Raw genomic sequence first — 14,988 nt, forward strand, 5'->3', positions numbered from 1 at the left:
TATTGGGCCATTAAACAACTTACATAATAAATGTAAAACATTATGTAAATCGCAGATTTAACTATCTGCTTTTGCAGCACAGTCGCAGTAGTCGTTTATAGGAGTAGTCGTCTGCCAAAGTAGACTTAACCATCAAGGCTAAGGAAAAACTATGACACATTACACATTTGGCAAAGAGATCACGGATAAACCCCTCCCTTCAAAAGTAAAAGTCGCCATTGTTGGCGCGGGTATGTCAGGTCTATATAGTGCGTGGCGATTACAGCAAGAAGCACAAGTACAAGATTTGGCTATATTTGAACGCTCAAATAGAACAGGCGGACGTTTAGATTCCGATCTGATCGAATTTAATAATCTACGTTCAGATCAGCCAAAAACCATCACGGTTAAAGAAGAGCAAGGCGGCATGCGCTTCTTGTTTGATGGGATGGACGACCTGATGGCGCTATTTTTAAAGCTCAACTTACAAAACGACATCGTTCCTTTTCCGATGAGCAGTGGCGGAAATAACCGTTTATTCTTTCGCGGTGAAAGCTTTAGCGTAACAGACGCACAGCAAGATAATTATGCTATCTGGTCACACTTATATAACCTTGACCAATCTGAGCAAGGTGTGAACCCAAAAGACATCGTTAATGTCGTGTTTAATCGCATTTTAGAAGCTAACCCACAGTTTCAGCAACGTCCCGAAGTCAGAGGCCCAGAATTTTGGCAAGCCTTTAGATTAGAATGTCAGTGGCAAGGACAAACGCTAAATGAATGGACCTTGTGGGACCTGTACACCAATATGGGTTATTCACAAGAGTGTATAAATATGCTCTATCGTGTACTTGGCTTCAATGGCACCTTCTTATCGCAGATGAACGCCGGGGTTGCTTACCAGCTCCTAGAAGACTTTCCTGCTAATGTGCAATTTAAAACCTTTAAAGACGGCTTTAGCACATTACCAAATAAACTCGTACAAGAAGTCGGCACTGATAATATTCACTTACAGACCAGTATTGAAGAAATCGACTTTGCTGAAGAATCAGGGCTGTATTCATTACACTATAGCCACACTGATGAACATGGGAAAACACACAAAGGGGTCGTGCAAGCAGAAAAAGTGATATTAGGCTTACCAAGACTTGCACTCGAGAAACTATTTGTTCGCTCCAACGCGTTTAACCAGCTCGACAAAGATAAATCTGAGCAACTTTGGAACACCCTGCAATCAGCCAGCAACCAACCGCTGTTAAAAATTAACCTGTATTATGACTCAGCGTGGTGGGGTCGTGGTACCACTGGCAGACCTGCCGTTGAGTTCGGCCCTAACTTTGCCGACTTACCCACCGGTTCAGTATATCCTTTCTATGCCGTCAATGATGAATTGGCCGCAGCACTGATGTACCAAGAACGCACAACGCACCCTTCAAAAGATGTACAGGCCAAACTGGACCGTATCGGCAATGATAAATACGAGCGACCTGCCGCATTAACCATCTATTGCGACTATTTAAATATCAACTTCTGGAGCAACTTGCAAAACATTGGCGAGACTTACCATCACCCGAATCAAAGTCACTATGTGCAAGATGTCCCAGATGATATCTATCCAGCGTCGACAGCGGTTGTGGCTCAGGCAACAAAATTCTTCAAAGAAATATTTAACACCCACTATGTACCAGAGCCGATCCTGACCAGTGCACGCATTTGGGAAGGTAGTACCAAGTTTGATATCCCAGCAAGTCGACAATTTGGTTATGGCGTTCACCAATGGGCAGTGGGTGCTAATGATAAAGAAGTCATGGAAACACTCAGTGAGCCATTACCCAACCTATACACCTGTGGTGAAGCATTCTCTGATTATCAGGGCTGGGTTGAAGGCGCATTGCGCTCAACTGATTTGGCATTAGAAAAAAGCTTTGGTTTGAAACCATTTAGTCAAGTGTACTTTGAAAATACCAACATTCATGCATCGGATGCAATCAAAGCAATTTACGAAGAAAACTCCAGTAAGCTCATCAACCAATACATTGAGACTAACTTCTCAGCAAATGCAGCGCCAATAGACCGAGCACAAGACTTTGATAGTGTTATCGGTGTTGATCTTTGCTACTTCGATACCAAGTAATCGACAGTATCAACGCGGCGGCTAAGCAAATCGCTGAGCCGCTTTTTTGCGAACTAATCTGAGAGTTTAGTTATGAGTTCATGTTTCAAAGAATATACGGTAGCGGACTATTTCAAAGACCGGCTGGAAGAAATTGGCGTTGATCACATGTTTGGCGTCGCTGGCAATTACACCGCAGGTTTACTCGATACTATTTTAGCCGACAGCCAATCCCCCATCACCATTAAGGGCAATGCCAATGAAATTTGCGCGGGGTTTGCCGCTGATGCGTATGCCAGACTCAAAGGCCCCTGCGCCGCTTATGTGACTTACAGCGTGGGTGCATTTAGTCTGCTTAATACCATCGCTGGCTCTTATGTCGAGCAAGTTCCGGTTATTTTAATCAATGGTGCCCCCACCAATAAAGAAGACCAAATATCAAAGTGCCAAGGCTTGCTTTACTCCCACACCACAGGATATGAGTTTGTCGATATTCACATGTTTCGTCCAGTCACCGTGGCCGCAGAGCGCATTACCAATGCACTACAAGCCCCCTATCAAATCGACTCGGCATTAACAGCATTACTCAGTGAGCAGCGCCCTATCTACTTTGAGGTCACAGAGGATATTTGGCGCAGCCCTTGTCAAAGGCCACAGGGGCGGATCAGAGAGCGGCAAAATGATACGCTCACGGTCAGTTGTGCCAAACAAGCTGCCGAAGCAACCTTGCAGCTCATGCTATCAAAACCAAAAAGCATATTTTGGGCTGGCATTGAACTGCAAAGACTCGAATTGCAAGATGAGTTTCTCAATTTAATGGAAGTGATCAACCGCCATCATGCCATGCCCGATGGACAGATACATTTTGTGACCTCTGCATTGAGTAAGTCCGTCATTGCTGAAACACACCCTTGGTTTGAAGGCTGCGTGACACTCTCCCCATCTGAAGTAAAAGATCTGGTTGGAGAAGATGGCGTGTTAGTCGGTATAGGTGCATGGACAACGGGTAAAGATACCGGCAATCAAGATATTCGTAGCAGCAACACCATATTATCGGCTCATAAAGGTGTCTATGTGGGAGCTGACTTTTATCCGTCGGTTCAACTTAAAGACTATTTGTTATACCTTACAGAGGCCTTTGAAAAACTAGCTAAAGAACAACCAGCCCAACTGAGCGGCATTCGCAAGCCAATGCCGCTAAGCAGCATGCCTACGCCAGAGCAACAATTGGGCTATGATAGCTTTTTCTCTGCGATCAGCAGTTGGCTCTCAGAAGAGGATGTTTTAATTGTGGATGCCGGCTTCCCACTGATCGGTGCCCAAAAAGTTAAAATTCCCTCGCGAAATGGCTTTGTTGCACAAGCCGCCTGGTTATCGATAGGTTACTCTGTGCCAGCTGGCACAGGCGTAAAATGTGCTTACCCTGATAAACGCTCCATTGTAGTGGTCGGCGATGGCGCCTTTCATGAAACCTGTCAAGCGGTGGCCGATCAACATGCATATGGACAAAATACCGTTGTGTTTGTCTTGGCAAACGGTATCTATGGTATCGAGCAATACCTTGTGAATCCAAATCCATTTCGTGACCCACCGGTAGATTATCAAGATAAATTACTCAACACAGTTTATAGCTACAATGATCTACCTTCTTGGAACATCGCTAAGTTACCGGACGCATTTGGTGGTAAAGGGATCAAAGTTACCTCTGTAGAACAACTGCTCAATGCACTAGAAGAAGTTCGCCAGCACGACAACACCAACTATGTTGTTGAGGTGTGTATACCAAAAGAAGATACCCCATCAAGCATCACAGCCGAAGCACCAACGGCCGTGGGAGAAGATGAAATATGCAACCCTCAATGGCCGCCTGCCGGTAAATTTTAACTGCCAATACCAGCCCAAGTGGCTGGTTTTGATTTTTTGGCTTGAATTAAAAAATGATCTTACTGTGATAAATTTGTGATAATTGAGGGAGGCTTTCGCAATAATTGCCCTGCATGCTTAGTGTTGTCAATTACAAACAACAAGAGCCAATTATGAAAACACGTATTCTATCACTCATCGCAGGCACACTTCTTAGCTCCGGTGCTGCACATGCAGCCTCGCTTGAAGTGAAGGTTACTAACCTAACCCAAGGAATATACTTCACCCCTTTACTCATTACTGCGCACACCAAGGATGCCATGTTATTCAATGTTGGAGACAAAGCATCTGATGAGCTACAAGCCATGGCCGAAGGCGGCAGCTTGGATGGTCTTAACACCATATTGACAGGCATTAGCGCGAATACTGCCCTAAACCCTGCTGGAGGTTTACTCGCGCCTGTAACAAGCACGATGACAGATTTAGAAACCACGGATGGCAACGATAAGCTGTCTATCGTTGCTATGATGCTGCCAACCAACGACGGCTTTATCGGACTTAATAGTTGGCAGATCCCAACTGAAGCGGGCACCTATCACGTCTATTTGAACGCCTATGATGCAGGTACAGAGGCCAATAATGAATTGGTCGAAGACGGCTCAGGTGTACCGGGTGTATTAGGTATTCCTGCTTCTCCTGGTGTAGCTCCAGGTACCGGGGGAGCTGGTGTAACGACTGATGAAGCCAATGAAATGATACACATTCATAGAGGTAACATAGGCGATGATAATCCAACAGGCGGTAACAGTAATTTACACAACACAGTACACCGCTGGTTGAACCCAGTTGCTAAAGTGACTATTACAGTAAAATAAGGTGGCTATCATGAAACTCTCTAAATTGATTATACCGATTGCTTGCCTGACCCTGGTTGCCTGTAGTGATAATAACGATGAACCGATGACAGTCGTTGAAAGTCCGGCACCGGCCCCCACGCCTGATCCAACCCCAGATCCGACTCCGGACCCGACACCTGACCCAACGCCGGACCCGACACCGGACCCGACACCAGATCCGGAACCTAGCGAGGCCATGATAAAAGTCACTGTGACAAACATGACTTATGCACAACCCCTTTCACCTGTCGGTGTGGTATTACATAAAGAAGGGCAACTATGGGAAATTGGTCAGCCAGCCAGTGAAGCACTTGAAAAAATGGCCGAAAGTGGAGACAACAGTGATTTGCTTGCCTTGGACGTCGTGCAGGGTAAAGTGTCTGGAGAAGGGGTTTTACCACCTGGGGCAAAAACAGAGCTTATGTTAACGCAATCGTCTCTGGATGAACAAAAGTTATCATTATTTACTATGATGGTGAATACAAATGACGGCTTTACCGGTCTTAATGCCTTAGATGTGTCTTCTATGGCTGTAGGTGACGAGATGCACTATGTCACCTATGCGTATGACGCAGGCACTGAAGAGAATTCAGAAACCAGTGGCACTATTCCTGGCCCCGCTGACAATGGGGAAGGATTTAATGCGCAAAGAGAAGAACTGAACAAGGTTGCCATGCATCCTGGTGTTGTCGGTCAAGACGATGGTCTGACGAACTCTGTGTTAAGCAGTGCTCATAAATTTGACAACCCATTGATGTCAGTGACCATTATGAGAACCAAATAGCCTCCTACTCGCCCCGGCAACCGAGTAGCTGGGGCGTGTTTGCTTGTGTAATAAGCACGAGCAGGAGGTCAGTCTATGCATCAACGTGTGCTCATTGTCGAAGACGATTTAGACATCGCTCGTTTACTACAAGTACATTTAAACGAGCTTGACCTTGAAGTTGATCACCTTGCGACTGGAGAAGGTGTTATGTCTCAACTAGCGCAGCAACACTATGCCATCGTATTGTTGGACGTCATGCTACCTGTCGTCGATGGTTTAACATTGTGTAGAGAAATAAAAACACTCCATCCCAAAATCAGTGTTGTTATGTTAACTTCAAAAAGTAGCGAGATGGATCGCGTCATTGGCTTAGAAATGGGGGCCGATGACTACATATGTAAACCCTGTAGCTATCGTGAGTTTCAAGCCCGTATCAAGGCACAGTTAAGGCACATTAAGCTGTTGGAAGCACAGCAGTCTATTAAAATACCCAAGGGCGTTTCAGCTCCAATAAAACTCGGTGATCTGCACGTTGACCCGCACTGCCACGAAGTATCTTTACATCAAAAGCTGTTGGAGCTGACCGCAACCGAGTTTGAGCTTATGCTATTTTTCGTCAAACATCCCAATCAGGTATTTTCCCGGGCGCAATTGCTAGAGTCTGTGTGGGGCTACGACCATTTGGGTTACGAACACACTGTCAATTCTCATATTAATCGCATACGGACCAAAATAGAAAAACTCACAGACCAAGCGATCATCGAAACCGTTTGGGGCGTTGGCTATAAACTCAATTCTAAGCCTTTGCAACAGGACAGGTTATGACCTTTTCACTCTATCACCGCCTAGCACTCGTCATTACTGGTGTATTCATGCTCACAGTCTCTGCGTTTGTGTTCTGGACGCAAAACCTCTCTTCTATTTCCAGAGCCCAAGCAGAGCAACAATTACATTTAGGGCTTGCTGAACATTTAGCGCAAGATAACCCGCTACTTAAGCAAGGCGTCTATGATTACAAAGCACTTGAGAACTTGTTCCATACACTGATGGTACTTGGGCCAGCTTTTGAGTTTTATTTTGTTGACCCCAGTGGCAAGCTACTTACTTTTTCAGCAAAACCCGGTGAAGTAAAAAGACAATCTGTTGATTTAAGGCCGCTTATTCAGCTTATAAATGAACCGACTAAGCTGCCCGTATATGGTGATGACCCGCGTTCAGTTGAGCAAAACAAAATATTTTCAGTCTCCCCCGTGTATAACGGAGACAAGCTACAAGGATACTTATATGTCATTATCGGTTCGTCGATTGCGGATTCTATCAGCGCGCATATAAAAAGCTCTGAACAATTAGCACAGAGCATCGCTTGGTTAATCGCCATGGCCGTTTTTCTGTTTGCCATTTTGTTGCTGCTATTTCGTACTATGACTCGGCCACTAAAGCGCCTCAGCCAATTTATTCAAAAAGTTGAAAAAAATGACTTTGATATGCAATCCATTACCGCATTAGATTGGCCATCCAAACACAACGAAATTCATCTTGTTGGGCAAAGTGTCAACAGCATGCTGGAAACGATAAATCAGCAAATGACGCAGCTAACAGCCATAGATGAGCAACGTCGCAAGCTGTTAGCACACCTATCCCATGATTTGCGTACGCCACTTGCGTCGCTGCAAGGTTACTTAGAGCTCATAGAAAAAAATCCTCCTACAGGCAACAACGAGCAAGAATACCTCGCGATTTCGCTTAAAAACTGCAATCAGTTAAAAAGCCTCATCGATCAGATTTTTGAACTTGCTCATTTAGAATCTGGACAATCTAAAGTCAACTTTGAAGTGTTTAATCTTGGCGAGCTTATCTATGACGTACTCGCTAAGTTCGCATTAAAAGCGCAAAAAGCAGACATATCATTGAGTGTGTACCCAGTTGAATGCGACTTTACCGTCTACTCTGATATTGCAAAGCTAGAGCGAATTCTCAGCAATTTAATTGAAAATGCGCTGCGTCATACCCCAGCAAAGGGCAACATTTGTATCTCAATTTGTGCCACTGAAAAAGCTTACAGCATTGCCGTGCAAGATACAGGCGTTGGAATAAGCCCCAAAGAGCTACCGTATATTTTTGAAGCGCGCTATCAAGCGAGCAATACGCGTGGCTGTAAAAAGTCTCATGCAGGCCTTGGCCTTGCCATCACGGCAAGACTCATCGAACTGATTAAATCCGAGATAAAAGTAAATAGCCGCCTTGGTCAAGGCAGCGAATTTGTGTTTCAAGTCAGAGGAGCTGAAGGGTCACTATGAGGCTGATTTATTTGGTGTACCTTTAGCTCTATATAGTGGTGGCCACTTTGCTTTGCACTCACTGATGGACACCAACTGCAGACCCTTTTTGTGCAATTCTCTTTTAAGTAAAAAATGACTGACAACCGCTTGTATGTAAACAGAGCTTGCAGATATTAACCATATTATTTCTAAACTAATGATTGAGGTTAGGGAGAGCGTGATCACAGGCACTGAAAATAAACTCAACCGGATCACTGTGCTTAACAATGCAGGCCAAACATTCCCCAATGCCTTAAACATGGCTGACACGGTAAGTACATATCCTGCAGGTACAAAGTTGAAGCACACATAACTCAGAAAAACAGTTGCGACAACAATAACCTCTTGCTCATTTGAAAAAGGCGTAATGAAAATATCAGCGTAAAACACACATAGCCCATTTAAAATCAGCATCAATCCACAAGTCATCCACGCCATTTGATGATAGGTGTTTAAAACACGGTAGGTATTGCCAGAAGCAAAATTTTGCCCTGCAATTGCAGGGCCGGCTAACGCCACCGCCATAGCGGGTAAAAATAGTGCCTGCATCACTCTAACCCCCACGCCAAAACCGGCTTGTGCAGAAGCATCAAAATCACGCAAAACCCAGTAAATGACGGACATATAAACAAATGTGAATAGTAGCTCACCACCTGCTGGCAGACCCAAACCGATAATACGTTTAATTTCCACTCCATTTGGCAAGCATTGCTTAAAGGTCAAACGTAAATAACCTTCTTTGTATTGCAAATACAAGCACAGTGCCACAAAGCCCAATGCCATAGCAATTGAGCTAGCAAGCGCCGCACCAGCCACCCCGAGCGCCATGCCAAAAACTTTGCCTGTAATAAGTAAAGGAGACAGCAACATGTTGAGAGTTACGGCGACAATATTAATCAACATGGGCAGCTTAACAACGCCAGTTCCTCTCAATGCGGCAGCAATCGCAGTGACAGGAAACTGAAGCGCTAACGCAGGTAAAAACCAGTAAAAATAATCAAGGCTGGCTTTTAAAGTCGCGGTATCTGGCGCTAAAGCATCGAAATAAATCGGTGCTAACCATAACCCAAAGATGATTACGCCAATCATGCACAATATGGATATGAACACGCCTTGATTAAACAAAATATTGGCATGCGATTTATCTTTCCTGCCTACCGCATGAGATATCAAAGTACCCATACCCACGTTAAGTACTTGCGTTGCAGCCAAGACAAAAAAGACTAATACGCCAACGCTCCCTACCCCGGCTAAAGCGGCACGACCAAATTTGCCCACAAAGTAAAGCTCAACCACAAAATTTAAAGTATGCACAAACATACCCATCATAATGGGCACACTCATGAAGATTAGATGCTTGTGTATCACGCCTTGCGTTAAATCCTTCACTTTAATTCCTCTTATATTCTGGCCAGGCTATATCGATTAGGTTATGCCCACTGTAAGGCAGAGCCAGAAAACAAGACAGAGAAACTATTTCACGTTGAACGTGAATTTAAAAACACGCCCCATGCCATCAAGTGCAAAATATTGCGCCGGATCAACTCCAATAGGGCAAAACTAGATACACTCAATGTCAGCACAATCAATTGTCTTCTATTTACGAAAGGATCCACCATGAAAGCAGCCGTTGCTCATAAGTTTAAAGCGCCGCTGTGCATAGAGACTGTTGCACAGCCACAAATCCAACCCGGGACAGTTTTAGTTAAAATCGCAGCTTGTGGCGTATGCCACACCGATTTACACGCCTGTCATGGCGACTGGCCTGTAAAACCCAAAATGCCGCTCATCCCCGGCCATGAAGGTGTTGGCGTCATTGAGAAAAAAGCAGATGATGTCCACCATTTAAACATTGGTGATAAGGTAGGGATCCCTTGGCTACATTCCGCGTGTGGACATTGTGAACATTGCTTACAAGGAGACGAAAACCTCTGTCCTCAGCAACAAAATAGCGGCTACTCAGTTGATGGTGGCTATGCGGAATATTGCTTAGCTGATGCCAACTATGTTGTGAAAGTGCCCGCCAATTTAGGATTTGTCGAAGCTGCTCCCTTATTCTGTGCTGGCGTTACAACCTATAAAGCACTTAAAGTCAGTGAGGCCAAGCCGGGACAGTGGGTATCTATTGTTGGCGTTGGTGGGCTTGGGCATTTAGCAATTCAGTACGCTAAAGCCATGGGCCTCAATGTAATTGCAGTGGATACGGGTGACAATAAGCTTGCTCTGGCCAAAGAGCTCGGAGCCGATCATTACATCGATTATCAAAAAACCGATCCGGCTGTTCATATTCAGTCAAACTTTGGTGGCGTGCAAGCAGTTATCTGTACAGCGGCTTCAAAAAACGCTTTTGACAGTGCATATCAAAGCGTCAAACGCGGCGGTAAATGTGTGTTAGTTGGACTACCCAATGATGCACTACCTATCCCTATCTTTGATACGGTATTAAAAGGGATCAGTGTAATAGGCAGTATCGTCGGAACGCGGCAAGATCTTATTGAGTGCCTTGAGTTTGCCGCGGCTGGAAAAGTACGCGCCATTGTGCAAACGCAACCTCTTGCCAATATCAATCAAGTCTTTGATCAGATGCTAGAAAACGATATTCAAGGGCGCATTGTACTGACACTAGATTAAATCCCCTACTTTATCCCAACTTGCTAGGCTGCGATGGCAGCCTTTTTTATAAAAACTACGCCCCTTGATGGCTTTGAGACAACTTAATTAAACACTGCAAAGCCTTATCAGCACATTCATTTTGTACAAAAATATGGTCATGGTAATACCCTGCAACGACATTCGCACTAAGGCCTTCTTCCCCCAATGCTGCTGCAAATGCGGCAGTCAGGCCAACCGCCTCTAAACTGGAATGCACATTTAAGGTAATACAGCGATAATCCCCTTGATAATTAATATTCGCCTCTTGTGCATACGCCTTGCTGGTGATCACCGTGATACCCTCTTTTTCTCGGAACATACCGTGTATTGTGCTCAGTGAAAGGTGCGCCAATTGACGCTCCGATACAACACAATAGACATACAGCTGCTCTGATAAAACCGGCTCCATACTGGCTAGCAGCACCGATAAATTGGTTTCTCCCGACATACTTTGACCCTCTATAATTGTTATTTTTAAATATCAAATGATGCATTAATCTTCTTCAGATTTTTGCTTTTTCCGCTGCTCTTGCTTCGCTTTAGCTATATTCTTAAATTGTGGCGGCGGAATTGGAAATAGCGCAATTAAAGGCATTAAAGCCATAAATAAAAAAGCGCCTTTGGGCATTTTTTTGGCCCAACGCACCGCGCGACACATAAGTATAACTGCACCGAGTATGCAAATCATGAGTAGCACGCGAGTTTGCCAGTCCATATTCATTAGTCCTTTGTTAAACTGTCATATTGCTATGTGGCCATCGTATATCTTTTTCAAGCTAAGCGCTGTTTCGCGAGTTTTTATGGCGTAAAAAAAAGAGTAAGATGACGATAGTTATCGCATCGCTGTTAGGAGATAAACATTCATGACGCAGGCATCCAACAATCAAGACCAAGCCATTGCTGAGTTAATCTTAGCTATTCGAAGCAAAACGCTGTCAAAAATACTCACAGCCTATCAAGCGCAAGATGACAAAGGCCGAGCTGCACAACTTAAGTTTTGCTATGAAACCGGTGAGTCTCAGCCCACTCGCTATGCTGATTATCAGAATATCGCTGCACAATGCATTGCTGCGCATGGTCTGCCTTCAGGGATTATTGCTGGACTTAATAACAATGATAGAGTGAATTTTTTTATGCCCGCACTGCAAGCGTCGGAGTCATTCTCACAAACAAATCATCAGGGCAATACGTTTTTACACGCCTTATTTGCTAATACAGAGCAGTCGCCTCCCCCATTTAACTTCATTCGTTCATTATTATTATTTGAACGCAATGAATCACTAGCTAAGACACTGCGTGTACGTAATCAAAACAAGCTAACGCCATTGGAGTGTTATTTTGTTTATAGTCTCGATGAACAGCCGCTTCCTGAACATGAACTCACCGCCCTGTTTGCGTTAATTGAGGCTGAGCAATCAGACAATACATCTGTGCTAAAAAATAACCTTGTTCAAGTGAAAGCCGCCATGAAAAGCCGTAACATCACGCTCAATGCACAAAACCAAACGCTACTGATTATCGCAAGCTATTATCAAGTCGATATCAACCAAGTGTGTCAGTTACACTGATTGCTTATTCTCAAACTCATCACGCGTCACCGCATATAAGCAGTGCGATTGCAAAGCATGCCCATTGGGTAAGTCAGGATGGGCAAAGTTTTTATTTAAATTCGTCATACCCAAGCGTCGCATCAATTGTTGCGATGGCCTGTTTTGCAAAGCCGTGAACGCGTACACCTGCTCCAAAGACAGTACCTCAAACGCAAATTTTAGTGCCGCTTGAGCTGCTTCATATGCATACCCTTGGCCCCAACAATCACGATGTAAGCGCCAGCCTATCTCCATAAATGGTCGATTTGGATTAACCCTTGTTTGCCAATGTAAACCGACAAAGCCAATAAACGGGCCTGTACTTGGGCGAGTGACAGTCACTTCTTTACCTCCACGCAGCGCCACAGCCCAAAAGCCATAACCTCGCTCAGCTATCAGTGCTGCAATTTTATCACTCAACGCATTGCTTTCATCGATGTTTAATTTAGCAGGAAAGTAACGCATCACCTCGGAATCAGCACTCATTTGTGCAAAAGAGTCTTTATCCGTTTCTTGCCACTGTCTCAGTACGAGTCGTTGAGTCACCAGCTCAGCAACACCATGATGCTCAGGTATCTTTGCCATTCGCTATATATTCCTTTGCAGTCATAGGAAAGTACTTAACTTTACTATGCAAGATATGGGTTGGATCTGGATCGACAACCTCAATGGGAATGTCTTTATGACGAGCAACATCTAAGGCCATTTGCGTTATATTGACACTAAAAGAAGTGCCCATAAACACGATTTTACTGGCATCCCACATACGTCTTTGAGCTCTACCAATGCCGTATAAATCAGTATAAAACTCATCAAATAGCAGTACAAAAGGCTTCAAAGAGACATTAAGCTCCGGCCCTTTACTAGAAATTTTAAAAAGCTCTAACAAGGATGTAGTTAAGTGATTTTCATCGACTAAATCCCAAGGTGCTGTTTCTATCTTTGCGTCTTCTCCTTGAACATGGTATTTGGTCATTTTATCAATCCGACCATGGATAGAAATATAATCCTCATTACCTGCTTTGCCATCTAACCCATCGATATTCTGCGTTATCAGTAATTTATCTGCTAACCAATGATGCACTTCATTTGGCCCATGATGCCGATATGTTACAAAGCGATGATAATACCACTTTAAAAACTCAGTTGGATTTTGCTCATACATGGCACGAGTGGCCATTTGCTGCGGTGTATAGTTACGGCTGCCTATTGTCCAAAATCCATCCTCGCCTCTAAAGGTTGGAATACCACTTTCGGCGCTGACACCTGCACCGGTAATATATAGTGTCGTCATTTCAAATTACTCTACAAAAAATTAAACGGGCAATTGAGTCCGGTACTCACCAAAACACTAACCAAATAGATGTACTGTTAGCACTCAAACGACATTAGCATTGGGCATTAACTTTATATGTTGCTGAGCTGAACAAAAAGGTAACCATTTCGATGTATTTTTTAAACTAAAACTATGTATGGTGCCGCCAGTTGACTTGTCTCTTTTACATGCATATTGGACAGCTTCCATGGCACTTTTACCAAAATCCATTGCCGCAATAGCCCAATTCGCACCAGAGCCAATCGCCCAGTTCATCTGTAAAGGCTCTAAAAAACGTTTTCCATATCGGATCTCGCCATAAAATATTTCATCACGTTTATTAATAAAGAAAAAAGTGCAACTTATCGCCTCAAAACAATTTTTTTTCCAGTTACTGAGTAAGTGGTATATTTCAGTGCAGTTACCTGTGGCAAAAACAAAGCCATTATAAACACGTTGGCACTTTTGTGCCTCATCAGTCACGATACTTTGTGATGTGGTAGTTAAACTATCAACACAAATGATTTGCGTTGAGTGATGGTATGCTATCGTAGTCAAATAACACTCCTTTTTGGTCAAAATAGCCTAGCACGCAGGCTAGCTCAAAGGCACCAACAAAAACAGGTCAATTATGACCTAATATACCGCCTTTATTCTTAACTTTGACAAAAAAACTTAAACTAAGTTCTATGCTTCTATGCTTTGAATTAAACAAAGCAAGTTCATATTACTATTTTAACCAGCTGAGTGATGTTCTTTAGTTACTTAAGAATATGCACAACTTTACTACGAGCTCACCTTCTATATTCACTTAAACTTGAAAGTTGCTTTTTTACTTCGAGACTCCAGCAAGGCGCGATTTAAGCAAACGCCAAAAAGCCACCTACGGCAGCAGCAGCAACAAGAGCAGGCACAATGATCTTCCACGGGAATTGTGCTGATTTGTCAACAGGCACCTGAGCAGCCGTATTGGCAGCCTCTGACTCTGAACTAGAGTTTGGCGTATTATCTTGCGCAACTGATGACTCTTGCATTTTACCGTCCACTGGATCGCAAGGTAGCTGCCACTGATACCCTTTTTTGGAAAAGGTTTTGATTGCCTCATCACCAAACAATGCTCTCAAGTGACCTATATTTTGAAACACGACCTGTTCTGTAACAGTTCTCCCAGGCCAAACTTCCTCTAATATCTCAACTTTACTGTGAATTTTATCTGGTTGTGAGATTAATAAAGCGAGAATTTGCGCTGGTTTCTCTTTTAGAGAAATTTTTCGTCCATCTTTTAATAATGTGAGCGCCTGAATATCAAATTGAAAGTCTTCGAATGCTAATTTCATTGTCCCTGAGCTTATAATTATAATTTTCACCAATATTACTATTTTTACCACAGAACATTATCGAAATTAAACCTGTTATTTCTTTAAGGTATGAATTTCATACTGTTTGTAATAAATACCATTTGAGCTAATATAATTACAGACTTCAAAGGAAACTTAT

Annotated in this window: 15 protein-coding genes; 8 read left to right on the top strand and 7 right to left on the bottom strand. The window is 43.6% G+C overall.

Annotated elements, in window-relative coordinates; all coding sequences use genetic code 11:
• Positions 1–151: 151 nt before the first annotated feature.
• From AC2CZC_RS01730 to AC2CZC_RS01755, 6 genes are all read left to right on the top strand, one after another.
• The gene (locus tag AC2CZC_RS01730; RefSeq protein ID WP_484583600.1) at positions 152–2,113 is read left to right on the top strand and encodes an FAD-dependent L-amino acid oxidase; all 1,962 of its coding nucleotides are present in this window, start codon (positions 152–154) and stop codon (positions 2,111–2,113) included.
• 72 nt (positions 2,114–2,185) lie between these two features.
• Positions 2,186–3,976, top strand: coding sequence for an alpha-keto acid decarboxylase family protein (locus AC2CZC_RS01735; protein ID WP_484583601.1), 1,791 nt, complete (start codon positions 2,186–2,188; stop codon positions 3,974–3,976).
• A gap of 152 nt (positions 3,977–4,128) precedes the next feature.
• Entirely contained in the window at positions 4,129–4,830 is a 702-nt protein-coding gene (locus AC2CZC_RS01740; protein WP_063360319.1) for a spondin domain-containing protein, read from the top strand.
• A 10-nt stretch (positions 4,831–4,840) separates the two neighbouring features.
• On the top strand, positions 4,841–5,635 hold the full coding sequence (locus AC2CZC_RS01745; RefSeq protein ID WP_484583602.1) for a spondin domain-containing protein: 795 nt from the start codon (positions 4,841–4,843) through the stop codon (positions 5,633–5,635).
• A gap of 75 nt (positions 5,636–5,710) precedes the next feature.
• Positions 5,711–6,442 (top strand): response regulator transcription factor, encoded by a 732-nt coding sequence (locus AC2CZC_RS01750; protein ID WP_484583603.1) that lies wholly within the window; start codon positions 5,711–5,713, stop codon positions 6,440–6,442.
• The gene (locus AC2CZC_RS01755; RefSeq protein WP_484583604.1) at positions 6,439–7,914 is read left to right on the top strand and encodes an ATP-binding protein; all 1,476 of its coding nucleotides are present in this window, start codon (positions 6,439–6,441) and stop codon (positions 7,912–7,914) included. Before AC2CZC_RS01750 ends, AC2CZC_RS01755 begins: the two co-directional genes overlap by 4 nt.
• Here the strand turns inward: AC2CZC_RS01755 and AC2CZC_RS01760 are convergent.
• Complete coding sequence (locus AC2CZC_RS01760) at positions 7,909–9,324, bottom strand: MATE family efflux transporter (RefSeq protein ID WP_484583605.1); 1,416 nt, start codon at positions 9,322–9,324, stop codon at positions 7,909–7,911. The two genes, AC2CZC_RS01755 and AC2CZC_RS01760, sit on opposite strands and share 6 nt — an antisense overlap.
• Before the next feature lie 228 nt (positions 9,325–9,552).
• Between AC2CZC_RS01760 and adhP the strand changes: the two genes are divergently transcribed.
• Positions 9,553–10,566 (top strand): alcohol dehydrogenase AdhP, encoded by a 1,014-nt coding sequence (gene adhP, locus AC2CZC_RS01765; protein ID WP_484583606.1) that lies wholly within the window; start codon positions 9,553–9,555, stop codon positions 10,564–10,566.
• A 55-nt stretch (positions 10,567–10,621) separates the two neighbouring features.
• On the opposite strand, the gene AC2CZC_RS01770 is transcribed toward adhP, so the two are convergent.
• Complete coding sequence (locus tag AC2CZC_RS01770) at positions 10,622–11,035, bottom strand: ACT domain-containing protein (protein ID WP_484583607.1); 414 nt, start codon at positions 11,033–11,035, stop codon at positions 10,622–10,624.
• A gap of 45 nt (positions 11,036–11,080) precedes the next feature.
• Positions 11,081–11,302, bottom strand: coding sequence for a hypothetical protein (locus AC2CZC_RS01775; RefSeq protein WP_484583608.1), 222 nt, complete (start codon positions 11,300–11,302; stop codon positions 11,081–11,083).
• Positions 11,303–11,450: 148 nt separating this feature from the next.
• Between AC2CZC_RS01775 and AC2CZC_RS01780 the strand changes: the two genes are divergently transcribed.
• Entirely contained in the window at positions 11,451–12,155 is a 705-nt protein-coding gene (locus AC2CZC_RS01780) for a hypothetical protein (protein ID WP_484583609.1), read from the top strand.
• Here the strand turns inward: AC2CZC_RS01780 and AC2CZC_RS01785 are convergent.
• The 4 genes from AC2CZC_RS01785 to AC2CZC_RS01800 form a co-directional block, all read right to left on the bottom strand.
• Positions 12,147–12,761, bottom strand: a complete 615-nt coding sequence (locus AC2CZC_RS01785; RefSeq protein WP_484583610.1) for a GNAT family N-acetyltransferase — start codon at positions 12,759–12,761, stop codon at positions 12,147–12,149. The genes AC2CZC_RS01780 and AC2CZC_RS01785 overlap by 9 nt on opposite strands.
• Positions 12,745–13,470, bottom strand: coding sequence for an SIR2 family NAD-dependent protein deacylase (locus tag AC2CZC_RS01790; RefSeq protein WP_484583611.1), 726 nt, complete (start codon positions 13,468–13,470; stop codon positions 12,745–12,747). Before AC2CZC_RS01790 ends, AC2CZC_RS01785 begins: the two co-directional genes overlap by 17 nt.
• Positions 13,471–13,554: 84 nt before the next feature.
• Positions 13,555–14,049, bottom strand: coding sequence for a proteasome subunit alpha (locus AC2CZC_RS01795; protein ID WP_484583612.1), 495 nt, complete (start codon positions 14,047–14,049; stop codon positions 13,555–13,557).
• Between the two features lie 302 nt (positions 14,050–14,351).
• Positions 14,352–14,828 (bottom strand): winged helix-turn-helix domain-containing protein, encoded by a 477-nt coding sequence (locus AC2CZC_RS01800; protein ID WP_484583613.1) that lies wholly within the window; start codon positions 14,826–14,828, stop codon positions 14,352–14,354.
• Between the last annotated feature and the right edge of the window lie 160 nt (positions 14,829–14,988).

Source organism: Pseudoalteromonas sp. MMG033 (assembly GCF_057197785.1).